The organism is Lentzea nigeriaca, assembly GCF_016907955.1.
Lineage (GTDB): Bacteria > Actinomycetota > Actinomycetes > Mycobacteriales > Pseudonocardiaceae > Lentzea > Lentzea nigeriaca.
On sequence record NZ_JAFBCX010000010.1, the window covers coordinates 160,189 to 186,496 of the forward strand.

At 68.8% G+C, this 26,308-nt stretch carries 25 protein-coding genes; 11 read left to right on the top strand and 14 right to left on the bottom strand.

Annotated elements, in window-relative coordinates:
- Positions 1–8: 8 nt before the first annotated feature.
- The gene (locus JOD27_RS30735) at positions 9–506 is read right to left on the bottom strand and encodes a DinB family protein (protein ID WP_204765789.1); all 498 of its coding nucleotides are present in this window, start codon (positions 504–506) and stop codon (positions 9–11) included.
- A 78-nt stretch (positions 507–584) separates the two neighbouring features.
- On the opposite strand from JOD27_RS30735, the gene JOD27_RS30740 reads away from it, so the two are divergent.
- Positions 585–1,049 (top strand): GNAT family N-acetyltransferase, encoded by a 465-nt coding sequence (locus JOD27_RS30740; RefSeq protein ID WP_204765790.1) that lies wholly within the window; start codon positions 585–587, stop codon positions 1,047–1,049.
- Positions 1,050–1,590: 541 nt separating this feature from the next.
- Here the strand turns inward: JOD27_RS30740 and JOD27_RS46885 are convergent.
- The 3 genes from JOD27_RS46885 to JOD27_RS30755 all read right to left on the bottom strand — a co-directional run bounded on the left by JOD27_RS46885 (position 1,591) and on the right by JOD27_RS30755 (position 4,585).
- Positions 1,591–2,883, bottom strand: coding sequence for an ASCH domain-containing protein (locus tag JOD27_RS46885; protein ID WP_307830419.1), 1,293 nt, complete (start codon positions 2,881–2,883; stop codon positions 1,591–1,593).
- A gap of 208 nt (positions 2,884–3,091) precedes the next feature.
- Positions 3,092–3,697, bottom strand: a complete 606-nt coding sequence (locus JOD27_RS30750) for an AAA family ATPase (RefSeq protein ID WP_204765791.1) — start codon at positions 3,695–3,697, stop codon at positions 3,092–3,094.
- 12 nt (positions 3,698–3,709) lie between these two features.
- Entirely contained in the window at positions 3,710–4,585 is an 876-nt protein-coding gene (locus JOD27_RS30755; RefSeq protein WP_204765792.1) for a hypothetical protein, read from the bottom strand.
- A 174-nt stretch (positions 4,586–4,759) separates the two neighbouring features.
- On the opposite strand from JOD27_RS30755, the gene JOD27_RS30760 reads away from it, so the two are divergent.
- The 5 genes from JOD27_RS30760 to JOD27_RS45360 all read left to right on the top strand — a co-directional run bounded on the left by JOD27_RS30760 (position 4,760) and on the right by JOD27_RS45360 (position 10,077).
- Positions 4,760–5,737: a tyrosine-type recombinase/integrase gene (locus JOD27_RS30760; protein ID WP_204765793.1), complete on the top strand. Its 978-nt coding sequence runs from the start codon at positions 4,760–4,762 to the stop codon at positions 5,735–5,737.
- A gap of 119 nt (positions 5,738–5,856) precedes the next feature.
- Positions 5,857–6,681, top strand: coding sequence for a non-homologous end joining protein Ku (ku, locus tag JOD27_RS30765; RefSeq protein WP_204765794.1), 825 nt, complete (start codon positions 5,857–5,859; stop codon positions 6,679–6,681).
- Entirely contained in the window at positions 6,682–8,127 is a 1,446-nt protein-coding gene (gene ligD / locus JOD27_RS30770; RefSeq protein ID WP_204765795.1) for a non-homologous end-joining DNA ligase, read from the top strand.
- Positions 8,117–8,989, top strand: coding sequence for a non-homologous end-joining DNA ligase (ligD, locus tag JOD27_RS30775; protein WP_204765796.1), 873 nt, complete (start codon positions 8,117–8,119; stop codon positions 8,987–8,989). The genes ligD (JOD27_RS30770) and ligD (JOD27_RS30775) overlap by 11 nt, the downstream gene beginning before the upstream one ends.
- Positions 8,990–9,027: 38 nt before the next feature.
- Entirely contained in the window at positions 9,028–10,077 is a 1,050-nt protein-coding gene (locus JOD27_RS45360; protein ID WP_307830420.1) for a GrpB family protein, read from the top strand.
- Here the strand turns inward: JOD27_RS45360 and JOD27_RS30790 are convergent.
- Positions 10,055–11,026: a GlxA family transcriptional regulator gene (locus JOD27_RS30790; RefSeq protein WP_204765797.1), complete on the bottom strand. Its 972-nt coding sequence runs from the start codon at positions 11,024–11,026 to the stop codon at positions 10,055–10,057. The two genes, JOD27_RS45360 and JOD27_RS30790, sit on opposite strands and share 23 nt — an antisense overlap.
- 52 nt (positions 11,027–11,078) lie before the next feature.
- On the opposite strand from JOD27_RS30790, the gene JOD27_RS30795 reads away from it, so the two are divergent.
- Together JOD27_RS30795 and JOD27_RS30800 are read left to right on the top strand one after the other, a co-directional pair.
- Positions 11,079–11,471, top strand: coding sequence for a cupin domain-containing protein (locus JOD27_RS30795; protein WP_204765798.1), 393 nt, complete (start codon positions 11,079–11,081; stop codon positions 11,469–11,471).
- Positions 11,472–11,519: 48 nt separating this feature from the next.
- Entirely contained in the window at positions 11,520–14,243 is a 2,724-nt protein-coding gene (locus tag JOD27_RS30800; protein ID WP_204765799.1) for an AfsR/SARP family transcriptional regulator, read from the top strand.
- A 28-nt stretch (positions 14,244–14,271) separates the two neighbouring features.
- On the opposite strand, the gene JOD27_RS30805 is transcribed toward JOD27_RS30800, so the two are convergent.
- Genes JOD27_RS30805 through JOD27_RS30825 form a run of 5 tightly spaced genes read right to left on the bottom strand, consistent with a single transcriptional unit; the run spans position 14,272 to position 19,504 of the window.
- Positions 14,272–14,535 carry a hypothetical protein gene (locus JOD27_RS30805; protein WP_204765800.1) on the bottom strand — a complete coding sequence of 88 codons (264 nt, stop codon included), beginning with the start codon at positions 14,533–14,535 and terminating at the stop codon, positions 14,272–14,274.
- A 1-nt stretch (position 14,536) separates the two neighbouring features.
- Positions 14,537–16,060, bottom strand: coding sequence for a nickel ABC transporter ATP-binding protein NikE (nikE, locus tag JOD27_RS30810; protein ID WP_204765801.1), 1,524 nt, complete (start codon positions 16,058–16,060; stop codon positions 14,537–14,539).
- Between the two features lie 4 nt (positions 16,061–16,064).
- Complete coding sequence (locus JOD27_RS30815) at positions 16,065–16,883, bottom strand: ABC transporter permease (RefSeq protein WP_204765802.1); 819 nt, start codon at positions 16,881–16,883, stop codon at positions 16,065–16,067.
- On the bottom strand, positions 16,880–17,830 hold the full coding sequence (locus tag JOD27_RS30820; RefSeq protein ID WP_307830421.1) for an ABC transporter permease: 951 nt from the start codon (positions 17,828–17,830) through the stop codon (positions 16,880–16,882). The genes JOD27_RS30815 and JOD27_RS30820 overlap by 4 nt, the downstream gene beginning before the upstream one ends.
- Positions 17,831–19,504: an ABC transporter substrate-binding protein gene (locus JOD27_RS30825; protein ID WP_307830422.1), complete on the bottom strand. Its 1,674-nt coding sequence runs from the start codon at positions 19,502–19,504 to the stop codon at positions 17,831–17,833.
- A gap of 126 nt (positions 19,505–19,630) precedes the next feature.
- Between JOD27_RS30825 and JOD27_RS30830 the strand changes: the two genes are divergently transcribed.
- Together JOD27_RS30830 and JOD27_RS30835 are read left to right on the top strand one after the other, a co-directional pair.
- Positions 19,631–20,458 (top strand): M55 family metallopeptidase, encoded by an 828-nt coding sequence (locus tag JOD27_RS30830; RefSeq protein ID WP_204765803.1) that lies wholly within the window; start codon positions 19,631–19,633, stop codon positions 20,456–20,458.
- Positions 20,459–20,511: 53 nt separating this feature from the next.
- Entirely contained in the window at positions 20,512–21,798 is a 1,287-nt protein-coding gene (locus JOD27_RS30835; protein WP_204765804.1) for a M20/M25/M40 family metallo-hydrolase, read from the top strand.
- Here JOD27_RS30835 and JOD27_RS30840 read toward each other — a convergent pair.
- The 4 genes from JOD27_RS30840 to JOD27_RS30855 all read right to left on the bottom strand — a co-directional run bounded on the left by JOD27_RS30840 (position 21,712) and on the right by JOD27_RS30855 (position 24,512).
- The gene (locus JOD27_RS30840; protein WP_204765805.1) at positions 21,712–22,278 is read right to left on the bottom strand and encodes a pyridoxamine 5'-phosphate oxidase family protein; all 567 of its coding nucleotides are present in this window, start codon (positions 22,276–22,278) and stop codon (positions 21,712–21,714) included. The two genes, JOD27_RS30835 and JOD27_RS30840, sit on opposite strands and share 87 nt — an antisense overlap.
- 65 nt (positions 22,279–22,343) lie before the next feature.
- Positions 22,344–22,919, bottom strand: a complete 576-nt coding sequence (locus tag JOD27_RS30845; RefSeq protein WP_204765806.1) for a pyridoxamine 5'-phosphate oxidase family protein — start codon at positions 22,917–22,919, stop codon at positions 22,344–22,346.
- Between the two features lie 266 nt (positions 22,920–23,185).
- A complete protein-coding gene (locus JOD27_RS30850; RefSeq protein ID WP_204765807.1) occupies positions 23,186–23,776 on the bottom strand; it encodes a DinB family protein in 591 nt (196 codons plus the stop codon).
- 13 nt (positions 23,777–23,789) lie between these two features.
- A complete protein-coding gene (locus JOD27_RS30855) occupies positions 23,790–24,512 on the bottom strand; it encodes a class I SAM-dependent methyltransferase (protein ID WP_204765808.1) in 723 nt (240 codons plus the stop codon).
- 105 nt (positions 24,513–24,617) lie between these two features.
- Here JOD27_RS30855 and JOD27_RS30860 point away from each other — a divergent pair, with 105 nt between their 5' ends.
- On the top strand, positions 24,618–26,276 hold the full coding sequence (locus tag JOD27_RS30860; RefSeq protein WP_239569635.1) for a M14 family metallopeptidase: 1,659 nt from the start codon (positions 24,618–24,620) through the stop codon (positions 26,274–26,276).
- Positions 26,277–26,308 lie beyond the last annotated feature (32 nt).

A 26,308-nucleotide genomic window follows, 5' to 3' on the forward strand; every position in this document is an offset into this window, starting at 1 on the left:
CGAGAGCCTCACCACCGGCCCTCACCCGTCGCGCCGTCGATCTGCTCCCGCACGATGTCCGCATGCCCCGCATGCCGCGCGGTCTCCGTCAGAACGTGCACCAGAACGTTGAACAACATCACCTTGGGCCGCGGCCACCACGGCACAAACCCAGGGGAGTCCACCGACAACGCGGCGATCGTCGCATCCGAATGCGCCCACACGCGCCGATAACGACCAACGATCTCCTCACGCGTCTCACCCTCGGCAGCCCGCATGTCCGAACCACGCGCCGCAAGATCGTCCCACCGCGGCATCGGCTCCGGAAAAGGCCGGTCGAACACCTCACCGAAATACCGCGACTCCGACAACGTCAGATGCTTCACCAACCCCAGCAGGTTCGTGCCACTCGCGGTCAACGGCCGGCGCACCTCCGACTCGTCGAGGCCGTCGAGCTTCCACACCATCACCTCGCGCAGCTCCCGCAGATCGCTGTGCAGATACTCCTTGGCGAACTCATCGATCATGAGACTCAAGCCTGCCACGGCACCTCTATCGCCACCGTGACGTAATGGGGCAGTGGGGCAGGAGCTAGCGTCACGATCATGGCGAACTGGACACTGCGCCCGGCATCGATCTCCGACGTCGAGGCAGTCGCCGAGCTGCGCGCCGTGGTTCTGAAGGCGGACCTGGACCGGCTCGGCCGGTACGACGAGCAACGCGTGCGGCAACGGCTGCGAGACGGATTCGACGCGGCCCACACCGAGGTGATCGAGGTCGACGGCCTCTTCGCCGGCTGCGTGGCGCTGCGCCCGGCCGAGGACGCCCACTGGCTGGAGCACTTTTATCTGGACCCGCAGCAGCAAGGTCAGGGCGTCGGCTCGGCCGTGCTGCGCGAACTGCTGGAGCGGTGCGACCGCAGCGGAGTCGTCGTCCGGTTGAACGTGCTGCAGGGCAGTTCGGCCCAACGGCTGTACGCACGCCACGGGTTCACCGTCGACACCGAGGACCCGGTGGACGTGTTCATGGTGCGCACGCCGGGGAGACCCGATCCGCGTTACTTGACATAATGTAGATTATCGGCGAAACGGTGACCTGCGAAGATCGCCTTCAGAAGGGGTTGAAACCGGCCCTGTTGCGCGTCTGCGAGCACCGCCAGCGGGCAGGCTGGCCGTACTCGCAGACGCCGCAACATCTGAACACCGGCGATGTCGGAGCGCGGTCGACACCGACGACTCGTCAGTGAGACGTACGCAGGGACGCGTCATTACGCTCACAATCCCCGACAAGTGACGCCACCTGGTCCAGCGCCCGGCGAACCCGGACTAAACGGACATTTCATGCATAATCGCCATTATCCAGCACGGAACACACGGTCAGTTGCGGAACATGCGAACGGATGGCGTCGACATGCCGGACGCAGATCGCTCAGCGGTCCCTCGCGACAGTCAGACGCCATCTGATATCCGCGGTTCTGATCTCGATGAGCAGCATTCTCGCTTGGTCACGCCCACGGGAAGGTCAGTCCCCTCCCCTGGCCTGCTGCGCGAACTGTCCAGGTCGTGCCCTACCCAGATCATGGGAAGCCACGTTTGGCCTGGTCACGTTGAATCAGACTGGGCGGGGCGGGTCGACGAGTTCGATGCCGATCGCCACGACGCCGAGAGCTTCACGTTCGGGCGGGTAGATCTGGCGGATGTTGACGAGCTGGTCCTCGCGGGTGGCGGTCGGGTTCACCGAGGCGACCGGTTCGTGGTCGAACATCTCCTCGAAGCTGGTGTAGCGGTTGACCTTGGTGACGCGGGTCAGGACGTTGTCGCCCTGGCAGTTGAAGCGGATCAGTGAGCCGGGCTTGATGTTGCGGCGGCTGGAGTCGTTGACGCGGATCTCGGTGGTCTTGCGACCTTGGGCGATGAGGTCGAAGTAGCGCTTGTAGATGCCCATCTCGTGGGCGCGGACGGTGGGTTCGGCTGGGCGTTGGGTCATGAGTCGGCCGAGTTCCTTGACGGTGAACGAGCGGAAGAAGTGCTTGGGGTCGGTGAGCAGTTCGCCGACCAGCCAGACCAGAGCGTCGGCGTAGTCGTCGACGTTGCCGGGCCAGGCGGTGGTGTCGAGCATCCACGGCTCGACGTCCGGAGGCAGAGCCGCGCGGCCCTGTTCGCGCAGCAGCGATTTCGACAGCTTCGCGCCGGTCGGGGCGAGCACCTGCGGGGTGAACACCCGGATCGACATTTGGGCGGCCGGCGTGCCCAAGGCACCGAGAGCGCCGTCGACGAGTTGGCAGCCAAAGGCCCAGTCGCCGCCCTTGAGCATCACGTGCAGCACGTTGGTGTCGCGGCCGAATGCGCGCTCCTTGACCAGATTCCGGTACAGCGTCGCCAGGTCCAGGTACGGGGTGTCGTCCTCGGGGTCGATGTGGACCTCGTAGTTGCCGTGGTCCATACAGACTGCGGTGAAGGTGGCGCCGTCCTCGTCCAGGTGGGCGAGCCGGGTGCGGTCGGCGCGTTTTTCCGCCCATCCACACTCCGGGCACGGCACCCGGATGTGCACCACCCCGTGGCTGGGTGCCATCCACCAGCGGATGTCCTCCAGGCGCTCCAGCGTGCGCAGGAACTCAGCCCGAAACCCTGGCGTTGCCTGCTGGTCGGTGTAGGTCTCCAGTTCGTAGGCAGTGTCCGTCGCTTCCGACAGCGAGCGGAAGAACGCCTGGTAATAGCCCTCGATCAGCTCACCGATCTGGTCTTTGCCCAGGACGTGGAAGTAGGTCTTTTGGTAGGCGTGATGGGTTTCCGGGTCCAGGTCGACGGTGTGCGGGGCGTTGTCCAGCGCACCGAACCGCACGACTGTGTCGATGGAGAACTCCCGTCGGGCGATCTTGGCGAGCAGGAACGCCGCTGTCTGCACCAGGTTCGTCCCCAGGTGCGGGCTGCACCAGGTTCGTCCCCAGGTGCGGGGCACCGTTGACTTGCGTGCCGACCACGAACTCGATCCGCTTCGGGCGCGAGGCGAGCACGCGGGGCCGGAGCAGGTCGATCGAGCGCAGTAGAGCGTTGGCCAGGATGCTGTTCGGTGAGACGAGGAGCGCGGGTTTTCCGTGGCGCGACAATGGGGTTCACGCTCCTCGACTGGGTTTGGGCAGGCGCAGGTTGGCGCAGATGAAGTCCAGCCGGGCGGTTGCCGAGTCGGCCGCGACGAACACCGGCTCGTACCCGGCGTCGTAGTAGCCCTGCACGATCAGCTCGTGGACTCGGCGGATCTCGCGGTCCTTGGCCCACACGATGTCGTCGGGGTCTTCGAAGGTGTCCAGCGGGTCCAGCACGAAGATCGCGTCGTAGCGGTACCGCTTTGTCGCCTCTTCGAGTTCGAGTGTGGGCTTGAGGCCGAAGAAGCCTTCCCAGCCGTAGCCGTCCGGGATGCCCCGGTTGTAGAAGCGGATTCCGTGGACGTGCGAGGTGTGCTCGGCGACGAACGCTTCCAGGACCTCGAGCGAGTACTCGCGCCGGTCCTCCTTCCGCAGGTGACGGCCGAGGCGTTCGCGGTGCTTGCGGTAGATCTCGCGCCCCGGCTCGTCGACCATGCAGGGGATCCCGGCGGCGTGCACCGCGCTGATCAAGTCGTCCTTGCCCGAGGATGGGCCGCCGGTGATGACGTAGCGGCGGGGGTCGCCGGTCTCTGCTGCGGCGAGCACAGCGGACAGGTTGGGGTTGATGCTGGTCACGGGCTTCCGATCTCATTGACGGGTCGGGGTTTGTGGTGCGGTGAGGAAGCCTTCTGTCCAGGTGTTGCTCAGACCGGTCTCGCCGTGCAGGTGCGCGACGAACTGCGCCCGGCTCGCGCCACCGGCGGCAGCCTCGGTCAGGCGTGACGTCTGAGCTGCGGTGAGCGGTGGGGTCCATCCGGCCAGCGCGGTCAGATCGTCCACCGAGAGGTCAGGGGCGAAGGCGGTGGTATAGCTGATCGCCTCGGCACGGGCGACGGCCCACCGCCACGCGGCGGTCACCGCGGCGCGGAGGACGTCGGTTCGGTCCGCCCGCAGGCTGATCAGCCGTTCCACGGTGAGCAGCTCGGCGCGGGCGGCATAGATCGCCGACCACAACAGCGACAGCTGCTGCTCCTGCTCGGCCACCTCCCACGCGAACGGGTCTGCGATCACCGGCTGGCGCGCGGCTGTTGGTGCGAGCCGGGGGGCGATCAGCGGTGAGCGGGTGAACCGGTCGGCGTCGGCGAGTAGCTCGGCCGCCAGCGTGGTCACCAGCTTGGGCTCGATCCGTTTGCGGAAGTGGTGCACCTCGTGGCCGGCCTGCTCGGCTGCGAGCTCGCGCCGCATCGTCAGGTTGACTCCCGGTGTGGCTGGAGGCAGGCCGAACAGCGCCCGTGCCGCCGTCGCGTATCGGGTATCGGGGAATCGGGCCAGCAGACCACGCAGGGTTCCGTCCAGCGCCGTGGCGCGGCTGGCCTCGTCTGCCGGGTCGACCGTCCGGGCGATCACGCCACGCAGGTCCAGCAGGACCGGGTCCACGGCCGCCAGGGTGACTGGCAGTCCGCGGCGCAGCAGCCGTCTGACCGCGGCGAGCACCTCGTCCTCTGCTGGGCTTTTTCTGGGCATGTGGTGAGTGAAGCATGATGCCCAGAAAAAGCCCAGCGTTGGGGTGCGGCATGGCGCGACTTGAGGCGGCCAGCCAGGATGCGCTCCCGGCCCGTCTGCGCGAGTCTTGCGGGCCCAGAACTCGTGATGCTCGAGCACGTGAGTCCACCGGTAGAACACGGGATTGTCGGTGCCGTGCGGTACAAGATCCATATGTACGTGCTCGCCGCTCAGGACGCCTTCTTCCTCGCCCGCCGGACGCGCAAGGACTCGCCGCACACGACAGCGGCCTACCGGCGCGATCTCGCCGGTGTGAACACACTCCTGGCGGAGACGCTCCACTCCCCTGTCGAGGGCCTCACGGTCGGGCACCTCACCGGGGCGAACCTGCGCCGGGCCTTCGGGCTCTTCGCGGACACCCATGCCAAGAGCTCGGTGTTGCGCGCGTGGTCGACGTGGAACCAGTTCCTGACGTTCTGTGTGGCGGAGGATCTCATCGCCGGCAACCCGATGGGCGCTGTCGCCCGGCCCAAGACCCCTCCGCTCGTGCCGAAGCCGCTGCGTGGTGAGGACACGCCGGAACAGCTGCTCACCGCGGCCGCGGAGGGTGCGCGGAAGGGTCGTGACCCGTGGCCGGAGCGTGACGTGCTGGTCATCGCGCTGGGCTTGGTCGCGGGTCTGCGCAGTGCCGAGATGCGGACGCTCACGCTGGCGTCGATCGTCGGCAGGGAGGGTGATCGGCGGTTGCACGTGAGGGGTAAGGGCAACCGGGACCGGAGTGTGCCGATCGAGCCGCCGATGGAGCGCATCGTCGACGCGTATCTGAAGAGTTGCCGGCAGCGGTTTCCGCAGGGCCGGTTCGACCGGGACAGCGCGTTGCTGCGGGATCGGCATGGTGAGCCGATCGGGCGGGGTGGGCTGGAGTACCTGGTGAAGTCGTGTTTCCGGTGGGCGGGGTTGAACGACAGGGTGCCGACGGGGGCGAATCTGCACGCTCTGCGGCACACGTTCGCGACGCGGCTGGCGGAGGACGGTGCGAGTGCGAGCGAGATCATGGCGTTGCTGGGGCATGCGAGTCTGGCGACGAGTCAGAACTACATCGAGGCGACGGCGCGTGAGCGGCGGGCGGCGGTGGCGAGCAATCGGACGTATCGGGCGCTGAAGGACATCTAGCGTGGCGCCGTCGCGGTGCGGGATCCTCGGGCTGCCGGGGGTCGCCCAGTTGCCGAATCGTTAGGCCGAGTGGGTGACCTGATAGTGCGAAAACCGCATTTCAGGGGTACCCAGTGAGAATGAGATCCGTGTGGCGTGGGGCCATCTCCTTCGGGTTGGTGACGATCGCCGTGCGCCTCTACACGGCTGTCGAGGAGCACGACTTTCGTTTCAACCAGGTGCACCGGGAGGACGGCGGGCGCATCAAGTACAAGCGCGTCTGTTCGGTGTGCGGCAACGAGGTGGAGTACAGCGACATCACCAAGGGCTACGAGTTGGACGACGGCCGGATGGTGATCATGGAGAACGAGGACTTCGAGAAGCTGCCGGTGAAGACCGACAAGTCGATCGACGTCCTGGAGTTCGTGCCGGCGGAGGAGATCGATCCGATCTTCTTCCAGAAGACGTATTACCTGGAGCCGGACAAGGCGGCGGCGCGGCCGTACGTGTTGTTGCGGGATGCGCTCGTGAAAACAGGTCAGCTGGCGGTCGTGAAGATCACGATTCGGCAGAAGGAGACGCTGGCGACGATCCGGGCGCGTGATGACGTGCTGGTGATGCACACGATGTTGTGGCCGGACGAGATCCGCAAGGCGGAGTTCGACTTCCTGGGGCAGAACGTGGAGGTGCGGCCGCAGGAGTTGAAGATGGCGACGTCGCTGGTGGAGTCGATGGCGGGTGACTTCGATCCGGACACGTTCACCGATGACTACCGGGATGCGCTGGAGAAGGTCATCGCGGCGAAGGCGGAGGGTGCTGAGCTGCCGGAGCAGCCGGAGGTCGAGGACAAGGGCGATGTCATCGACTTGATGACGGCGCTGGAGCGCAGTGTGGAGAAGGCGAAGGCGGGGCGGAAGGGTGCGGCGAAGAAGGCGCCGCCCAAGAAGAAGGCTTCGTCGGCGTAGATGGCCGGGCTCGACGAGTACCGGCGGAAGCGGGATCCGGGGCGGACTCCGGAGCCTGTTCCTGCTGCCGCGGACGAGTTGCCGCGCGGTGATAACGACACGTTTGTGATTCAGGAGCATCACGCGAGCAGTCTGCATTGGGATGTGCGGCTGGAGCGTGATGGTGTGCTGGTGTCGTGGGCGGTGCCGAAGGGTTTGCCGCCGACGACGGATGTGATTCGGCTGGCGGTGCACACCGAGGATCACCCTTTGGAATACGCGGAGTTCTCCGGGGAGATTCCGAAGGGTGAGTACGGCGGCGGTGAGATGTTCATCTGGGATCGCGGCCGGTACGAGACGGTGAAGTGGTCGGATCGCGAGGTGGACGTGATCCTGCACGGTCATCGTGTCGAGGGTCAGTTCGTGTTCTTCCGTTCGGGTGATGACGGCAAGAACTGGATGATGAAGCGGCGGCACGAGCCTGTTCGTCCGGACTGGGTGCCGTTGCCGGAGATGCTCAAGCCGATGCTGGCGGTGCCCGGTCCCCTCCCCCACGATGATGATGATCTTTGGGCTTACGAGTTCAAGTGGGACGGTGTGCGGGCGATCCTGAGGGTCGAGGGTGGCCGGGTGCAGGCGTGGTCGCGGCTGGGCAACGACATCACGGTCGCTTATCCGGAGTTGCAGGCCGTGGGTGAGCAGCTGGGGTCGACGGAGGTGCTGCTCGACGGTGAGATCGTGGCGTTGCGGGACGGGCGGCCGAGTTTCAGCGCGTTGCAGAACCGGATGCACGTGAGCAAGTCGGAGGCGGCGCGGAAGGCGGCGCGGCTGTATCCGGTGACGTTGTTGTTGTTCGATCTGTTGCATCTGGATGGTCGTTCGACGTTGCAGCTGCCGTTTCGGCAACGGCGTGAGCTGCTGCGAGAGCTGGGGCTGCGGGGTCCGAACTGGCTCACTCCCCCGTCCTATGACACCGATGGTGCGGCGGTGCTGGCGGCGAGCCGGGAGCAGGGGTTGGAGGGGGTGGTCGCGAAGCGGCTGGATTCGACGTATCAGCCGGGGATGCGGTCGCCGGTGTGGCGCAAGATCACCGATCTGATGGCGCAGGAGGTGGTGATCGGTGGCTGGCGGATGGGTGAAGGCAAGCGGGCGGGGGTGATCGGTGCGTTGCTGCTGGGTATCCCGCAGGACGGCGGGTTGGCGTTCGCGGGGTCGGTGGGTACCGGGTTCAACGACGCGGAGCTGGCGGTGTTGACGCCGCGGTTGAAGGCGTTGGCGCGCAGGACGTCGCCGTTCGTGACGGGTGTGCCGAGGGAGCGGGCGAAGGGCGCGAGGTGGGTGGAGCCGGAGCTGGTGGCGGAGGTGGTGTTCCGGCAGTGGACGCCGGACGGGCGGATGCGGTTTCCGGCGTGGCGGGGGTTGCGGCCGGACAAGTCGCCCGAGGAGGTGCGTCGGGTTGAGCAGTGACGCCACCGTGCGGGTCGAGGATCGGGTGTTGAAGCTGACGAACCTGGACAAGGTGTTGTATCCGGAGTTCGGGTTCACCAAGGGTGAGGTGATCGACTACTACACGCGGATCGCGCCTGTGCTGCTGCCCCATCTGCGGGAGCGGCCGGTGACGTTGAAGCGGTATCCGAACGGTGTGGACGGGAAGTGGTTCTTCGAGAAGAACGCGTCGGAGCACCGGCCGGAGTGGGTGCGGACGATGCGGTTGGAGTCGCCGGGCAGTTCGCGGGGCAACGAGACGGTCAACTACGTGATGGTGGACGAGTTGGCGACGTTGGTGTGGCTGGCGAATCTGGCGGCGCTGGAGTTGCACGTTCCGCAGTGGACGGTGGGTCCGCGTGGGGGCAAGCGGGATCCGGATCTGCTGGTGTTCGATCTGGATCCGGGTGCGCCGGCGACGGTGGTGGAGTGTTGCCGGGTTGCTGAGCGGGTGCGCACGGTGCTGGACGACGACGGTGTGGACGCGTGGGCGAAGACGTCGGGGAACAAGGGCATGCAGGTGTACGCGTACGCGCCGGCGAAGGACACGTCGGAGTACGCGAAGGCGGTGGCGCAGCGGCTGGCGAAGGAGATGCCGAACCTGGTGGTGGCGACGATGGCGAAGGCGGCGCGCACCGGGAAGGTGTTCATCGACTGGTCGCAGAACAATCCGGCGAAGACGACGGTGGCGCCGTATTCGTTGCGGGCTCGGGAGCGGCCGACGGTGTCGACGCCGATCACGTGGGACGAGGTCGAGGACTGTCAGGTGCCGGAGGAGCTGGTGTTCACGGCGGACGAGGTGCTGGAGCGGGTGGCTTCGGCCGGTGATCTGTTCGGTAGTTGATATTCTGGCCGACTGCCTAGTGGACTTGGGGGAAGGCCGTGAACATCGAACTGGCCGAGTACGACGTTGCCTGGCCTGGCTTGTACGAGCGGGAGCGGGAACGGATTCTGGGCGTGTTGCCGGGGGCTGAGCTGGAGCACGTGGGGTCGACGTCGGTGCCGGGGTTGTGTGCGAAGCCGGTGATCGACATGTTGCTGGTGGTGGGCGACGCGCGGGATGAGGCGTCGTATGTGCCCGCGCTGGAGGCCGCGGGGTATCGGGTGACGATCCGCGAGGACGACTGGCACGACCACCGCGTTCTCAAGGGTGCTGAGTCGGATCAGTCGGCTACGAACGTGAACCTGCACGTGTTTTCGCGTGGGTGTGCGCAGGTGCGGCGGCATCTGTTGTTCCGGGACTGGTTGCGGGCCGACGACGGCGACCGGGAGTTGTACGCGGAGACGAAGCGGAAGCTCGCGGCGCGGGAGTGGGAGCGGGTGCAGGACTACGCGGTGGCCAAGAACGAGGTGGTGCTGGAGATCCTCGAGCGCGCCTATGTCGCGTGGCGGCCTGCGGAGGGTGAGGTCGAGTACGTGACGGAGACGCCGCGGAACGTGCGGATCACGTTGGAGGAGTACAACCCGACGTGGCCTGACTGGTACGCGCGGGAGGAGGCGCGGATCCGGGGTGCCCTGGGCTCGGCGGTAGTGCGGCTGGAGCACGTGGGGTCGACGTCGGTGCCGGGCCTGGCGGCGAAGCCGTTGATCGACATTCTGCTGGTGGTGCCGGATTCCGATGACGAGGACGCGTACGTGCCGGCGTTGGTGGAGGCGGGTTACTACCTGCGGTTGCGGGAGCCGGGGTGGTATCGGCACCGGTTGCTGAAGGACTCGGATCCGGAGGTGAATCTGCACGTCTTCTCCCCCGCGTGCGAGGAGATCGACCGGATGCTGGTCTTCCGCGACCGGCTGCGGGGCAACGCGGGCGACCGGGCGGAGTACGAGGCGGTGAAGCGGGAGCTGGCGACGCGGACGTGGGATCGGGTGCAGGACTACGCGGATGAGAAGACGCGGGTGGTGGAGCGGATCATTCTGCGGGCGCTGAGCTGAACCGGCGGCGGTAGGCCGAGGGTGTGAGCCCGGTTTCCCGGCGCATCAGGGCGCGGAGGTTGGCGGCGGTGCCGAGTCCGGTGCGCCGGGCGACGATGTCGAAGCGGGCCTCCCCCAGTTCGATCAGGCGGCGGGCCAGGGTGATTCGTTCGCCGGTGAGCCACGCGAGTGGGGTGGTGCCGAGCTGGGCCTGGAAGCGGCGGTGCAGGGTCGCGGGACTGACCGCGGCCTGTGCCGCGAGGTGGGCCACGGTGAGGGCGGTGTCCAGGCGTTGCTGGGCCCAGGCCAGGACCGGTGCCAGTGACTCGTCCGGGACGTCGGGTACGGGGCGTTCGACGAACTGGCGTTGTCCTCCGTCGCGGTGGGCGGCGAAGACGAGCCTTCTCGACACGGCGTTGGCGATCTCGGCGCCGTGGTCGCGGCGGACGAGGTGCAGTCCGAGGTCGAGGGCGGCGGCGCTGCCCGCGGAGGTGAGGATGTCGCCGTCGTCGACGAACAGGACGTCGGGTTCGAGCTGGACTGCCGGGAAGCGGGTGCGGAAGTCGTCGGCCCACTGCCAGTGGGCGGTGGCGCGGCGGCCGTCGAGGACTCCGGCTTCGGCGAGGGTGAAGGCGCCGCTGCAGAAGCCGACCAGGCGTGCGCCGCGGGTGTGGGCGCGGCGGATGGCGTCGAGGACCTCGGGGCGGCGGGGTGTGGCGACGTCGGGGCGGTTGGGGACGATGAGGGTGTCGGCGGTGTCGGTGGCGTGCAGGCCGGTGACGCCGGTGAGGGTGAAGAAGCCGTCGCGCATGGTCGTGTGCGGGTCGGGTGAGCAGAGGCGGAAGTCGTAGAGGTGGCCGCCGATCTCGGGGCGGTGCAGGCCGAAGATCTCGGTGGCGCAGCCGAGTTCGAACGGGTTGGAGTTCTCGTCGACGATGACGACGACGCGGTGCGAGGATTCTTGCGGCATGTGCGATTCCTAGCACTCACGTTCTGGCGTCGTCTGCGGCGAGGCTGGGCGGGTGAACAACGAACCCATTGCTCTGGAGCGCGCTCTGGCGTCGTTCGACGCCGTGTGGAGCCCTCGGATCGTCACCCGTGTCAACGACTACGACGTGCGGGTGGCGAAGGTCGAGGGTGAGCACGTGTGGCACGTCCACGACGACACCGACGAGTTCTTCCTGGTTCTTGACGGTGAGCTGCGCATCGGGCTGCGGGAGCCTGATGGTGAGCGCACGGTCGTGCTGGTCAAGGGTGCGGTGTTCACCGTGCCGCGCGGGACGTTCCATCGGCCGTCGGCGCCGCACGGTGCGCAGATCCTGATGTTCGAGCCTTCCGGGACGCTGACGGTCGGCGATCGGCACGACGAGGTCCCGGCGCACGTCGACGCGACGACCGGGCGCGAGCTCGGCTGATCGCGTTCCGGCCTCGCCGATCATCGGGCTCGGGAACAATCAGGCCTCGTGAGGTTCGGGGTGCTCGGTCCGGTGCTGGTCGACGGCGTGGAGGTCGCCGCGCCGCGGCAGCGCGCGTTGCTGGCGATGCTCGTGCTCGACGCCGGGCGGATCGTCGGGCACGAGCAGCTGATCAGCGGTCTGTACGCCGAGCCGCCCGCTGGTGCGGCGAATGCGTTGCAGTCGCAGGTGTCGAGGCTGCGGCGGACCGTGCCGGGTCTGGTGATCGAGCACCATCCCGCGGGCTACCGGCTGGTCGCCGAGGCGTCTGAAGTGGATCACCTGCGGTGCGTCGAGCTGCTCGAAGCAGGCCGAGCCGCTGAGGCGCTGGCGTTGTGGCGCGGCCCGGCATTGGCCGACGTCGAGGCGCCTTTCGCCGTGGTGGCCCGGCAGCGGCTGTCAGAAGTGTTCATCAACTGCGTACTTTCCGGCGGGACGACTGACGGCCTCCGCGATCTGCTGGGGCGGCATCCGTTGCGGGAGGACGTCAGGGCGGCGTTGATGCGGGCGCTGCACCGCGACGGCCGGCAGACCGAGGCGCTCGAGGTGTTCGCGCGGGGCCGGGAACTGCTCGCCGACGAGCTCGGCGTCGATCCCTCCCCCGCGCTGGCCGTCGCGCATCTGGAGGTGCTGCGGGCCGAGGCGCCGCATCGGGGTGTGCCCGCGCAGCTCACCAGCTTCGTCGGCCGCGACGAGGATCTGCGGCGGGTGTCGAAGTGGTTGCGGGACAACCGGCTGGTCACGCTCATCGGGCCCGGCGGCGCCGGCAAGACCCGGCTCGCCGTCGAGGTCGCCCACCGCGAGCCGGGTGAGGTGGCGTTCGTCGATCTCAGCGCCACGGCCGACGTGGCCCGCGCGGTGCTCGACGGGGTCGGGGTGCGCGAGGCCGGGTTGCTCTCGGCCGGGCCGGTCAGCGTGCGGGACCGGCTGCGGGCGGCGCTGGCGGCACGGGACGTGCTGCTGGTCGTGGACAACTGCGAGCACGTCGTCGACGACGCCGCCCGTGTGCTCGGGGACATCCTCACGACGTGCCCGGACGTGCGGGTGCTCGCGACCAGCCGCGAACCGCTCGGCATCACCGGGGAGACCCTCAGCCCCGTGACGGCGTTGGACGTCGAGGCCGCCACTCGCCTGTTCCTCGACCGGGCCCAGGCGGTCAAGCCGGGTTTTCACGCAGGCCACGACGTCATCGCCGAGGTGTGCCGGCGGCTGGACGGCATCGCGCTCGCCATCGAACTCGCCGCCGCACGCGTGCGGTCCCTGCCGATCAGCGAGATCGCGGCCCGGCTCGACGACCGGTTCCGGTTGCTGTCCAGGGGAAGCCGGACCGCCGCGCCCCGGCACCGCACGCTGCACGCCGTCGTGGAGTGGAGCTGGGATCTGCTCACCGACGCCGAACGTGACCTCGCCGCCCGGTTCACCGTGTTCAGCGGCGGCGCGAGTCTCGACGCCGTGACGGCGGTGTGCGAGTCCGATGTGGACACTCTGACCTCGTTGGCGGACAAGTCACTCGTCGAGGTCGTCGGCGACCGCTACCGGATGCTCGACACCATCCGCGCGTTCTGCGCCACCCGCGCGTCCGGTCTCGCGGACCGTCACGCCCGCTGGTTCCTCGCCAGAGCCCAGGAAGCCGAACCGCACCTGCGCGCCCACGAGCAGATCGAGTGGATCACCGCGCTCGCGGCCGACCACGACAACCTCACCGCGGCCATCACCTGGTCCACCGCCCACGACGTCACACTCGCCCTGGAGCTCGTCGCGGCACTGTCGACCTACTACTGGTGCCGCGGCCTGCGCACGGAAGCCGCCCAGCAGGCGGAGGCGGTGATCCGGGCGTGCGGGGAGACAGCGCCGGCGGGACGGGAGCAGGAGTACGCGTTGTGCCTGCTGATCGCCTGGCCTGTCGCGACGGGTGACCAGACGGCGAGGATCGGGCAGGCCGACGCGTTGCTCGGCGCGCTGGACGGGCCGCCGCGCTATCCGATCATGACCATGATGTGGGGTATGGCGTTCGGTGCGCCCGAGAACGATTCCCAGACCTGGCATCGCCGTCACCGGCTCGTCGGCAGTGACCCGTGGAGCGGTGCGCTGGCCCTGGTCGGTGACGGTCTCATGGCCCGGATGCAGGGCGACCGGGAGGCCGGGCGGGATCTCCTGGCGCACGGTGCATTGGCGTTCGAGCGCGTGGGTGACCGCTGGGGTGCCGCGCTCGCGCACCACCAGCTCGGCGAGCTCGCCCTCGAAGCGGGCGAGCCCGAGGTGGCGCTGGAGGCGGTCGGGCGGGCTCACACACTGCTCGCCGAGCTGGGAGCCACCGAGGACCTCGCCGAGCTGCTCGTCGTGCGGGCGCGCGCCCGGCTCGCCTCAGGCGACGCCGAGGGCGCGGCGCCGGACTACGACGAGGCTCTCGAGCTGGCCACGCGGGCTGGGTCACCGCTCGTGCGGGCCACCTGTCACCTCGGCCGGGCCGGGCTCGCCCGCCGCAACGGTGATCTCGACACGGCGTGGGCCGAGTGCGACCAGGCGTGGGAGCTGACACCCGGCGGCTGGTACAGCCCCGACGAGATGCGGTGCCAGATCGCGTTCGAACGCGGCCGCATCGCGAAAGCCCGACGCGACGACGCCGGGGCCCGTGAGCACCTGCGGGAGGCGCTCAGGCGAGCCGTGGGACAGCGCAACCTGCTGACCGAGACCGCCGTCCGCGCCGAACTCGCCGCCCTGGCCGGGCCGTGATCCGCCGCCACCCCAGCCACGCAGGCAGCTAGCGGTGCGCGAGGAACGTCCGCAGGTCTGCCTCGGCCACCTCGCTGGGGTGACGGCGCAGCACCTCCAGACACTCCCGCGACACCACCCGTGGATGCGCGCCGCGTGCGCCAATGCCGTCGCGGCCGTGCCGGGCGGCACAGGTCGTTCCCACGCCCAGCGTCGGCACGTCGTCGACATCCACCCGGCCATCGACCCCGCCCCGGCCGATCTCGGCAGGCGTCGGCGAGGCCCGCAGGCGGGCGTGTTCGAGCGGGATCACGTCAGACCTGAGGCACCGCGCGCAGCAGCGCGCGCGTGTAGTCGTGAGAAGGGTTGAGCAGCACTTGTTCCACCGAGCCTTGTTCCACGATCTTCCCCTGATGCATCACCGCGACCCGATCGGCGATCTGCCACGCCAGCCCGAGATCGTGCGTGATGATCAATGAAGCAAGGCCCAGCTCACGCCGCAACCGCAGCAGCAGCGCCACGATCTCCCCGCGCACCGAGGCGTCCAGCGACGCGACGGGCTCGTCGGCGACCAGCAGACGGGGCTGCAGCACCAGTGCTCCGGCGATCACCACGCGCTGCTGCTGACCCCCGGACAGCTCGTGCGGCAACGAGTCCAGGTAGAGGCTCGCCGGACGCAGTTCCGCGTGTTCGACAGCGGCTGTGACCTGCGATTGCTCATCACCGGGAACGTCGTGGACCCGCAATCCCTCCGCGACCGCGGCGCGGACGGTGTGGCGCGGGTTGAGCGCGCTCGCCGGATCCTGCAGCACGAGCTGCACCTGCCGCCGGAACGCCTTGAGCGCCTTGCCGCTGCGCGGTACCTCGGCACCGTCGAAGATCACCCGTCCGGAGGACGGTTTCCTGAGCCCCATGATGGTGCGAGCCAGTGTCGTTTTGCCGGAGCCGGACTGCCCCACCAACGCCACGATCTCGCCCCGCCCGACCGTCAGGTCCACCGCGTCGACGGCGCGGGTCCGACCGTAGTCCACCGTGAGATCCCGCACCTCCAGGAGCGGTTCCGCGGTTCTTCCGGGCTCGGCCCAGCGGTGCGCCGGATCGCCGATCACCGGGAACGCCGCCGTCAGCGCCGCCGTGTGCGGGTGCCGCGGGTTCGCGATCACCTCACGTGTGCGGCCCCGCTCGACCAGCTCGCCGCGGTGCATCACGGCCAGCTCGTCGCACGTCTCGGCAAGCACCGACAGGTCGTGACTGATCATCATCAGCCCCAGGTCCTGCTCGGCCACCAGGCGTTTCAGCACCGCCAGCACCTGCGCCTGCACGACCACGTCCAGCGCCGTCGTCGGCTCGTCCGCGATCACCAGCCGCGGCCCGCACGCCAGCGCCATCGCGATCATGACCCGCTGCTTCTGCCCGCCCGACAGCTCGTGCGGGTAGGCCCGCGCCTTCTCCGGCGGCAGCTCCACTCGGTGCAGGAGTTCGCGGACGCTCCCTCGCGTGCCGTGCAGGCGCATCGGCTCGGCGATCTGGTCACCGACACGCTGCACCGGGTTGAGCGAGTGCATCGCGCCCTGGAACACGATCGACGCCCCCGCCCACCGCACCGCCCGCAACCGGCCCCACGACATCGTCGCGACGTCCTCGCCGTCCAGCAGGATCTCGCCCTCGACCCGCGCGGTCCTCGGCAGCAGCCGCAGCACCGACATCGCCACCGTCGACTTGCCTGACCCCGACTCGCCGGCCAGGCCCAGGGTCTGGCCCGGCGCCAGCGTCAGGTTCACGTCGTCGACGACGCGCTTGTGTCCATAGTGGACACTGAGGTTCCTCAGCTCGAGCACCCTGTCACCTCTTCGGCGTCACAACGGCTTCCAGGGCGCGCCCGACGAGCGTGAACGCCAGCACCACCACCACGATCGCGACACCGGGCGGCAGCAGGAACCACCACGCCCGCTGCGGCACCGCCCCGTGCAGCTGCGCCTGGTGCAGCATCGCGCCCCACGAGATCCGCGTCGGATCACCCAGCCCGAGAAACGCGAGCGTCGACTCCGCCACGATCGCCGTCGCCACCGCCAGCGTCGCGTTGACCAGCACCAGAGGCACCACCGACGGCAACACGTGCCGCCCGATCACGTGCACGTGCCCACCACCCAGGGCACGAGCGCGTTCCACGAACGGCCGCGCCTCGATCGTCAGCGTCTGCGCCCGCACCATCCGCGCCGTCGACGGCCAGCTCGTCAGCCCGATCGCCAGCACGATGGTGCCCAGCCCGCGCGGCAGCACCGTCGACAACGCGATCGCCAGCACCAGCGCCGGCAGCACCAGGAAGAAGTCCGTGACCCGCAGCAACGCGCCCGCCACCAGACCGCCGAAGTGACCGCTCACGATGCCCACGAGCGTGCCGATGCCGACCGCGAGCACCGCCGCCGTCAGCCCGACGAACAACGACGTCCCCGCACCCTGTGCCACCAGCAGCGCCACCGACCGCCCGGTGTGGTCGGTGCCCAGCCAGAACTCCGCACCCGGCGACTGCCACGGCGCCGCCGTCACCCGCGTCACGTCCAGCTCGTCCGCGGAGATCACCAGCGGCGCGATCACCGCGACCAGCGCCGCGACCGCCAGGATCGCGGCACCCGCCACACCAGACCTGTTGAACCTGCTCATACGACCTTCACCCGTGGATCCAGCACCCCGTACAGCAGCTCCGCCAGCAGGTTCATCACCACGACCGCGCCCGCCGTGACCACCAGCAACCCCTGCAGCAGGAAGTAGTCCGGCCCGGTCAGCGCGTCGTAGAACAACAACCCCAGGCCCGGCCAGGAGAACACCGTCTCCGTCGTGATCGCCCCGGCCACCACCAGCCCGAACCTCAGGAACACCAGCGTGATCGCGGGCAGTACCGCGTTCGGCACCGCGTGCCGGCGGCGCACCAGGTCGTCGCGCAGGCCCTTCGCCCGCGCCGTCGTCAGATAGGGCGCGTGCATCTCCTCCAGCAACGACGACCGCATCACCAGCAGGTACTCCGCGCACACCACCGCGACCAGCGTGAGCGACGGCAGCACCAGGTGATGCCCCACGTCCAGCGCCTGCGAGAGGAAGTCCGGTGCGGTGTCGGTGTCGCGCATGCCCCGCGACGGGAACAGGTCTCCTGTCACCATCATCAACAGCATGCCGAGCCAGAACGTCGGCACCGCCCACAACGTCAGCGACACCCCCGTCGTGGTCCTGTCGAACGCCGAGTCCCGCCGCCACGCCGCCAGCACCCCGAGCCACAACCCGAGCCCGACCGCGATCACCGTCGACGTGCCGACCAGCAGCAACGTCGGCCCCAGGCGTTCCAGTATCACGTCGGACACCGGGCGGCGGAACGTGAACGACGTCCCCAGGTCACCCCGCAGCAGCGAGGTGAAGTAGCCCCAGAACTGCTCGTGCAGCGGACGGTCCAGGCCGAACTGCGCCCGCAGTTCGGCCTGCATCGCCGCTGTCGTCGGCCGCCCGCGCGTCATCGAGACCACCGGGTCACCGGGCACCACCCGGAACAGGAAGAAGCCCAGCACCGCCACCATCACGAGGCTGAGCGCCGCCCCACCGAGCCGACTGGCGAGTCGCACCTACTCGCGCTCCCCGGCCGTCGCCCGACGCCTGCGGGTCTGCCTCATGATCGCCACCACGATGAAGACGATCACCCCGCCGGCGACGGCGAACCCGACCCACGTGGTGCCCGACGCCGACGCCCGTGCCGCCGGTTCGGCGCCGTAGTAGCCCCACATGCCGTTCTGCGCCATGATCACGCCGCCCTGCGCGGGCTGCGTGGTGAACCTGGCGAAGTGGTCGGAGCGGTAGGCTTCCAGCGCGTTCTCGTAGGCGAGCACCACGGCGGGCACCTGGTCGTAGAACCGGGCCTGCATCTGCTTCACGAGCTCCACCCGCTTGCCCTCGTCGAACTCCGAGAGCTGACGTGCGTAGAGCTCGTCGTAGGCCTGGTCGCAGAAGTAGGCGTCGGTGGTGCCGCCCTTGCCGTCCGCGCCCGGTCGCTGCGCGCACGTGTGCAGCCCGAGGATGAAGTCCGGGTCCACGTTCGTCGCCCACCCGGAGAACGCCAGGTCGTAGGTCGCCACCGTGGTCGCCTCGTTGAGCTGGTTGTCCGACACCAGCCGCACGTCCAGCGGGATGCCGATGTCGCCCAGCTGCCGCTTGAGGTACTCGCTGGCCTGCTCGTCGTAGGCGCGGCCCGCGCGGCCGGTCAGCCGCAGCGAGAACCGCGTGCCGTCGGCCTTGCGCGGATAACCGGCGGCGTCGAGGGCGGCGTTCGCGGCCGCGGGGTCGAACGTGCGCAGCTCCTTCTCGCCCGGCTCCCAGTGCCACTTGCCGAACACCGGCGGCACCAGCCCGGCGCCTTTCTCCGCGTACCCGAGGTTCACCCGCTGCACCAGCGCGTCCAGGTCGATGGCCTGCGCGATCGCCCGCCGCACCCGCACGTCCCCCAGCGCGGGGTTGCCGTCGCCGATCGGTTCACCGGTCCTGGTCCGCGCGCCGGGGTTGATCAGCAGCTCGACGAAGCGGCGGCCCTGCGCCTTGTTGCGCGTGACGCCGGCCTTGTCCTTGAGCGAGTCGAACTGCGCCGGTGCCATCCGGTTGACCAGGTCGACCTCGCCCTTGGTCAGCGCCTGCACCGCGGCGTCGGAGTTCTGGAAGTACACGAAGTGCAGCTCGTCGTACTTCGGCGCGCCGCGCCAGTAGTTCTTGTTGGCCTTGAGCTTGATGAACTGCCCGGCCACGTGCTCGGTCAGCACGAACGGGCCGGAGCCCACGACCGGCATCTGGTCGTTGGCGTAGTCCTTGATGTTCGTGACCTTCTCCCACACGTGTTCGGGCACGATCGGGATGTCCAGCGCCAGCATCGTGACCTGCGGCGCCTTCGTCTTGATCACCACGGTCCTGTCGTCCGGTGCCGTGACGGAGGAGAAGTTGGTGACGAAGCTGCCGTTCGCGGTCCGCGCGACCTCGTTGGTCAGCATCAGGTTGTAGGTGAACGCGACGTCGTGCGCCGTGATCGGCTGGCCGTCGGACCACGTCTTGCCCTCGGGAACGGTGAACGTCCACGTGAGCTTGTCGGCCGAGGGCTCCCATCTGTTCGCGAGGCCCTCGGTCACCCGCTGGTCGTCCGCCGCGTAGGCGGTCAGGTAGTCGTACATCAACCGGCCGACCTCGGTGCTCGACTGGAACACCGCGAGGAACGGGTTCATCGAGTCGATCTGCTGCACGATCGCGACCTTGAGAATCACCGGCCCTTTGGCCGTTGCAGGAGGTGTTGCAAGCCCCAGTGTCGTTGCTATTGCAAGCAACGCGCACAACTTCACCCGCACGAAATACCCCTCTTCCCCAGCAGCCCACCGCTACGTTACCCAGCTGTGAGGATCATGATCTCGGCGGACATGGAAGGCGCCACCGGAGTCACCTGGACTGGGGACGTCATCCCCGGCACCGAGCAGTGGCAACGGTTCCGGCGCCTGTTCACCGGTGACGTCAACGCCTGCGTGACCGGGCTGGTCGCGGGGGGCGCCCAAGAGGTAATCGTCAACGAAGCGCACTCCTCGCAACGCAACCTCTTGCTGGAAGACCTCCACACCTCGGCCCGCATGCTCACCGGCCGGCACAAGCCGCTGTCGATGATGCAGGGCATCGACTCCGATGTGGACGGTGTCGTCTTCCTGGGCTACCACACCGGCGCGGGCTCTCCCGGCGTGCTCGCGCACACCTACCTGGAGAACTCCATCACCGGCGTGTGGCTCGACGGCGTGCACGCCTCCGAGGGACGCCTCAACGCCGCACTGGCCGCCGAGTACGGGGTGCCCGTGCTGCTCGTGACCGGTGACGACCTGACGTGCGCCGACGCCGCCTCGTACGCGCCGGGGGCCGGGGTGGTGGCAGTCAAGGAGTGCGTGTCGCGGTATGCGGCCGTGTGCCTGCCACCCGCCGTGGCTTTTTCACGCATCACAGAAGCCGCCACCGCGGCGATGGCGTCCGCGGGGCGTGGCGAGGGTGTGGTGGCGCCGCATCGCATCGAGGTCGAGTTCGACGCCACGCACCTCGCCGACGCCGCCGCCGTGGTGCCGACCGTCGAGCTGATCGGCCCGCGCCGGGTCGGGTTCGACGCCGTGTCGATGACCGAGGCGATGAAGGCGTTCAAGGTGGTCACGCACGTCGCGGCCGGGGCGATCGAGGGCATCTACGGCTGAGCGGTCCCGGGCCGTGGGAATTCCACCTGACGCGTGCGGCTACGGTGGCTTCCATGACGCTGGACGTGGCGCAGCTGTGTGCGCAGCTCATCCGCTTCGACACGACCAACCGCGGCGGCGGCGACTCCGCGGGCGAACGCGAGGCCGCCGAGCACGTGGCCACGATCCTGCAGGACAACGGCGTACCGCCCACGCTGCTCGAACCCGCGCCACGCCGCACCAACGTGCTCGCCCGCATCCACGGCACCGACCCGTCGCTGCCCGCCGTGCTGGTCCAGTCCCACCTCGACGTCGTGCCCGCCGACCCGGCCGAGTGGAGCTTCGACCCGTTCGGCGGCGAGATCCGCGACGGGTTCGTCCACGGCCGCGGCGCCGTCGACATGAAGGACATGGCCGCGATGACCCTCGCGGTGATCAACCGCTGGCACCTCGAAGGCCGCCGCCCGCGCCGCGACATCGTGCTGGCGTTCGTCGCCGACGAAGAAGACCAGGGCGTCTACGGCGCGCACTGGCTCGTCGACCACCACGCCACCCACTTCGCCGGCGTCGAGGCCGCGATCAGCGAGTCCGGCGCGTTCTCCTACGACGTCGACGGCGTGCGCCTCTACCCGATCGGCACCGCCGAACGCGGCACCTCGCACATGAAGCTCACCGCCGTCGGCCGCGCCGGGCACGGCTCCCGCAAGAACACCCGGAACGCCGTCACCGCGCTCGTCACGTCACTGGCCCGCATCGCCGCGCACGACCACCCGATCCGCCTCACGCCCACGGTCGAGGCGTTCCTCGTCGGCGCCGGCAAAGCCCTCGGCGTCGAGGTCGACCTGGACGACGTCGACGGCACGATCGCCCGCCTCGGACCCGCCGCGAAACTCGTGGAGAACACCGTCCGCTGCTCCACCACGCCGACGATGCTGCAGGCCGGGTACAAGGTCAACGTCATCCCCGGCACCGCCACCGCCCACCTCGACGTGCGCACCCTGCCCGGCACCGTCGACGAGCTCGAAGCGACCATCGACTCTCTGCTCTGCGAAGGCGTGACACGGGAGTTCCTCGAACACCAGCCACCCGTCGAGGCACCGGTCGACACGATGTGGTTCGCCGCGATGACCGAGGCGCTGCGCGACGAGGACCCCGCCGCGGTCGTCGTGCCGTACTGCCTGGGCGGAGGCACCGACGCCAAGGCGTTCAGCCAGCTCGGCATCCACTGCTACGGGTACTCCCCGCTGCGGCTGCCCGCCGGCTACGACTACCGGTCAATGGCCCACGGGGTCGACGAACGCGTCCCCGTCGCGGGCCTCGAGTTCGGCGTCCGCGTCCTGGACCGCTTCCTGTCGAGCTGACCGCCGCTCCGCCAGCTCCTGCACCGCCGACGGCAACGTGGTCTCGAAGTCGATCAGCTTCGCCCACGTCGGCGTGATGACGATCCGCACCATGCCGTCGTCGTAGAGCGAACGGACCTCCCGCTCCCACTCCACCCGCTGCTCCGCCGACATGCCGTAGCTGCCGTTGATCTGCAGGAACTCGTCCGGGATGCCGTCGACCGGGTCCAGCTCGGCCGTGCCGCGGATCAGCAGGATCTTCGGCGGATGCACCTCGGTGTCGATCGTCAGCGCCACCGCCGGATTCGCCCGCAACGAGTGCAGCTTCGGCGCGTTCTTCGGTGTGCACACCACGACCTGCGCGCCGTTCCAGGTGAACGCGATCGGGATCGACCGCGGCGTGCCGTCCTTGGCCACGTACCCCAGCCGAGTCAGGTCACGCGCCAGCAACTCCTTGCTCAGTGGCCGGTTCAGCACCTCGGTGATCTCGTTCTGCCGCATTGGGAGCCTCCTTCGTCGTGGTGCCCCTGGGACGGAGCCCCCACGACGTTCTCGACATCCCGGCTTCAGCGAGGCGGCAACGGCAGCGGAACCGCGGGCAGACCGTCGATGCTCGCGATGTTGTAGGGCTTCTTGCCGGTGTACTCGCGGAACTCGTCGTCGCTCTTGCGCCCGAAGTAGTCCGCATGCAGCTCACGCTCGCTGCGGTAGTCCATGAACGGCACCGCGAACCCGCACGTGTCGGAGATCAGCTCGGCCGTCACCACGATGATCGCCCGCAACGCCGGGCCGTCGGCCTCCCCGAAACCAGCCACGAGCTCCGTGAACCGCGGGTCATCACGGAACACTGGCTCACCCCGGCCGTGGATGCGCACGATGTTCGGCGGCCCCTCGAACGCACACCACATCAACGTGATGCGGCCGTTCTCCCGCAGATGCGCGATCGTCTCGGCGTGGCTGCCACCGAAGTCGAGGTAGGCCACCGTGCGGTCGTCGAGGATCCGCAGCGTGCCCTGGCGGCCCTTGGGTGAGAGGTTGACGTGACCGTCGGCGGCCAGTGGAGCGCTGGCCACGAAGAACACCTTCTGGTTCTCGATGAACTCCCACAGCCGCGGCTCGATGCGCTCGTATTCCTTGCCCATGATCACAGTATCGATGGTGGCGTCGAGGGCTGTCAGCCGCCTTTCCCAGGTGCTGAAGGGGTTCGGGTGGGCCGGGATCGGTTGGTGTTGGTGTGTGGCGGTTTTGGTGGGATGGTGCCGGTTCCAGCGTGGTTGCGCAGGCTCGCCGAGCGCTGGTGTCGACGGGGTGTGCCTCGGCCACGTCCCGGCGCATCTCCCGGCGCATCTCCCGGCGCAGCGACGCGACGATGCCGGGACGCCACGAGATCGCGTCCCGGTATCCGTGGTCACGCCCGGTCCGCCGCCTCCCGCGCCGCCAGCTCCACCCGCTCCCGATAAGCGGCCCAGTCCTGGTCGGGCAGGTTCGACACGCCCTCGCGCAACCCGGCCACACCGTCCAGGCCCTCCCGCAGGATGTCCACGTGCCCCGCGTGCCGGTTCGTCTCGGCGATCATGTGGACCAGCAGCAGGTGCAGCGTCACGTACTTGCGGTCCTCCGGCCACCACGGCACGACACCCGGCGCGTCCAGCGGCAGCTCGGAGATCGTGGTGTCGGCGAACTCCGCGGCACGGCGGTAGAGCGACAGGATGTCCTCACGGGACTCGTCGGCCGTGGCGAACATGTCCGCGTTCGGGTCGGCGCCGGTGTCGATCTGCTCGATCCACGGCAGCTTCTCGGGGAACTCGCGGCCCATGCACGCGCCGAAGTACTCCTGCTCGGTGGTCGCCAGGTGTTTGACCAGGCCCAGCAGGTTCGTGCCCGTCGGCGTCAGCGGCCGCCGCACGTCGTACTCCGAGAGCCCGTCGAGCTTCCACACGACGGTGTCGCGGGCCGTACGGAGATAGCGGTGCAGGTCTGCTTTCGGATCTGAGGCCATACCGGTCAGCCTCTCAGACACCACCGACAGTGATGAGCACCAGCAGGTCGAGGTGATCGACGACGGGACCGGTCTCCACAGCGGCCGCCGCCAGCAGCCGCGCCCGGCCCGCCGAGAACTCATCGGGCGACAGCGAGCGCAGCAACGTGTCCGCCTCCCACCGCACGGAAGAAGCCTTCTCCGCCAACGACGACGCCGTCACCTGCGGAACAGCCTCCAGCCGGTCGACCGCGAACCCCAGTCCGTCGGCCACCTCCGCCACCGTCGGGAACGACGACAACGCCCGCGCCGCCTCCGGGAAGAACCGGAACAACCCGATGCCGGAGTGCCGCTCCCGGAACAACGACCGCAGCACCACCACTCCGCCCGGACGCAGCACCCGGCGCAGCTCCGCCCCGGCTGCCGTCAGGTCCCGCACGTGGTGCACCACCGTGGACATCCACACCACGTCCACCGACGCGTCCGGCAGCGGGATGGCCTCGGCGTGGCCGGCGAGCATCGGCAGCCCTGAGGCCGACCGCATGGCGGCTGAGGGCTCCACCGCCACCACGGTCACGTCCGGGAACCACTCCGCGAACGCCCGCACGAACAACCCCGTCCCCGCGCCCAGGTCCAGCACGGTGGAACCGGGCCGGAAGTACGGCGCCACCGCGTCCCGCCACGACGACAGGCCCGTCAGCGAAATCTCGCGGGCTACCCGGTACGAAGCGGCCTCCACGGCGTCGTAGCGCGTCATCCCACCAGGTAACCCCATACGGATGGCGGGATGACAGTGAGCCTTGACACGGACTTCACTTACCCCGAGCCATGTCCCTGCCGTGGTCCGAAAGGGTTGCCCTGCATGCGAAAGAACCAACTCAGACCCCTGATCGGGGTCATCGTCGCCGCCGGCGTCGTGTTCGCGATGGGAGGCGTGCCCACCGGCGCCGCTCCCGCTGCTCAGGAATCGTCGACCAACTATCAGGTGAGCGGGGTCCGCACCGCTGACCAGCGCACCAAGCTCGCGAAGTCCGGAGCCGCGATCGACTCGGTCGAGGAGCACGGCATCGTCGTGATCACCGCGACCGAGCGCGAGGTGCGCAACCTCAAGGCCCAGGGCTTCGAGGTCACCGAGCTGCCCAAGCGGATGGAGGCGAACTCCGAGATCGGGCCGTTCGACTTCCCCGCCGCGGACTCGAACTACCACAACTACGCCGAGATGACCGCCGAGATCGACCAGGTCGTCGCGCAGTACCCGAACCTGATCTCCAAGCAGGTCATCGGCAAGTCCTACGAGAACCGCGACATCATCGCGCTCAAGATCAGCGACAACGTCGGCGTCGACGAGGACGAGCCGGAGGTGCTGTTCACGCACCACCAGCACGCCCGTGAGCACCTCACCGTCGAGATGGCGCTGTACCTGGTCAACCAGTTCACGTCGCAGTACGCGACCGACGCGCGGATCAAGGGCCTCGTCGACACCCGCGAGATCTGGATCATCCCGGACGTCAACCCCGACGGCGGCGAGTACGACATCGCGACCGGCACCTACCGGTCGTGGCGCAAGAACCGGCAGCCCAACGCCGGTTCCAGCAACGTCGGCACCGACCTCAACCGCAACTGGGGCTACAAGTGGGGCTGCTGCGGCGGTTCGTCGGGCAGCACCGGCAGTGAGACCTACCGCGGGCCGAGCGCGGAGTCCGCGCCCGAGGTGAAGGTCGTGGCCGACTTCGTGCGCGGCCGCAACGTCGGTGGCAAGCAGCAGATCACCGCGTCCATCGACTTCCACACCTACAGCGAGCTCATCCTGTGGCCGTGGGGCTGGACCTACGACGACGTCGCACCGGGCCTGACCCAGGACCAGCGCGACACGTTCGCCAAGATCGGCCAGGACATGGCCGCCACCAACGGTTACACGCCCGAGCAGTCCAGCGACCTCTACATCACCGACGGGTCGATCCCCGACTGGCTGTGGGGCACGCAGGGCATCTTCGCCTACACCTTCGAGATGTACCCCGGTTCCTCCGGTGGCGGCGGTTTCTACCCGCCCGACGAGGTCATCCCGGCGCAGACCTCCCGCAACAAGGAGGCGGTGCTGCAGCTGCTCGACCGCGCCGACTGCCCGTACGAGGCCATCGGCAAGGAAGGGCAGTACTGCGGCACGACCCCGCCGCCGACCGGCAAGTACTTCGAGAACACCACGGACTTCCAGATCGCGGACAACAGCACCATCAACTCCCCGATCGCGGTGTCCGAGGTGGCGGGCAACGCCCCGTCGACCCTCAAGGTCGGCGTGGACATCAAGCACACCTACCAGGGTGACCTGAAGGTGGAGCTGATCGCCCCGGACGGCACCGCCTACGTCCTGCACAACCGCACCGGCGGCGGCACGGACAACATCAACACCACCTACACCGTCAACGCCTCGAGCGAGGTCGCCAACGGCACCTGGCAGCTGCGGGTGAACGACAACGCCGCGCAGGACACCGGGTTCCTCGACAAGTGGAGCCTGCAGTTCTGACCCCTGCGGTTTTGACCCCTGTGGTTTTGCGA

What these genes read in the sequence shown, in the direction of transcription:
- ku (WP_204765794.1), top strand. Translation starts at nt 5,857, where the DNA reads ATGAGATCCGTGTGGCGTGGGGCCATCTCCTTCGGGTTGGTGACGATC.
- JOD27_RS30755 (WP_204765792.1), bottom strand. Translation starts at nt 4,585, where the DNA reads ATGCCCAGAAAAAGCCCAGCAGAGGACGAGGTGCTCGCCGCGGTCAGA.
- JOD27_RS30845 (WP_204765806.1), bottom strand. Translation starts at nt 22,919, where the DNA reads ATGGGCAAGGAATACGAGCGCATCGAGCCGCGGCTGTGGGAGTTCATC.
- JOD27_RS30835 (WP_204765804.1), top strand. Translation starts at nt 20,512, where the DNA reads ATGACGCTGGACGTGGCGCAGCTGTGTGCGCAGCTCATCCGCTTCGAC.
- JOD27_RS30855 (WP_204765808.1), bottom strand. Translation starts at nt 24,512, where the DNA reads ATGACGCGCTACGACGCCGTGGAGGCCGCTTCGTACCGGGTAGCCCGC.
- JOD27_RS30850 (WP_204765807.1), bottom strand. Translation starts at nt 23,776, where the DNA reads ATGGCCTCAGATCCGAAAGCAGACCTGCACCGCTATCTCCGTACGGCC.
- JOD27_RS30840 (WP_204765805.1), bottom strand. Translation starts at nt 22,278, where the DNA reads ATGCGGCAGAACGAGATCACCGAGGTGCTGAACCGGCCACTGAGCAAG.
- JOD27_RS30735 (WP_204765789.1), bottom strand. Translation starts at nt 506, where the DNA reads ATGATCGATGAGTTCGCCAAGGAGTATCTGCACAGCGATCTGCGGGAG.
- JOD27_RS30815 (WP_204765802.1), bottom strand. Translation starts at nt 16,883, where the DNA reads ATGAGCAGGTTCAACAGGTCTGGTGTGGCGGGTGCCGCGATCCTGGCG.
- JOD27_RS30790 (WP_204765797.1), bottom strand. Translation starts at nt 11,026, where the DNA reads ATGCCGCAAGAATCCTCGCACCGCGTCGTCGTCATCGTCGACGAGAAC.
- JOD27_RS30860 (WP_239569635.1), top strand. Translation starts at nt 24,618, where the DNA reads ATGCGAAAGAACCAACTCAGACCCCTGATCGGGGTCATCGTCGCCGCC.
- ligD (WP_204765795.1), top strand. Translation starts at nt 6,682, where the DNA reads ATGGCCGGGCTCGACGAGTACCGGCGGAAGCGGGATCCGGGGCGGACT.
- JOD27_RS30740 (WP_204765790.1), top strand. Translation starts at nt 585, where the DNA reads ATGGCGAACTGGACACTGCGCCCGGCATCGATCTCCGACGTCGAGGCA.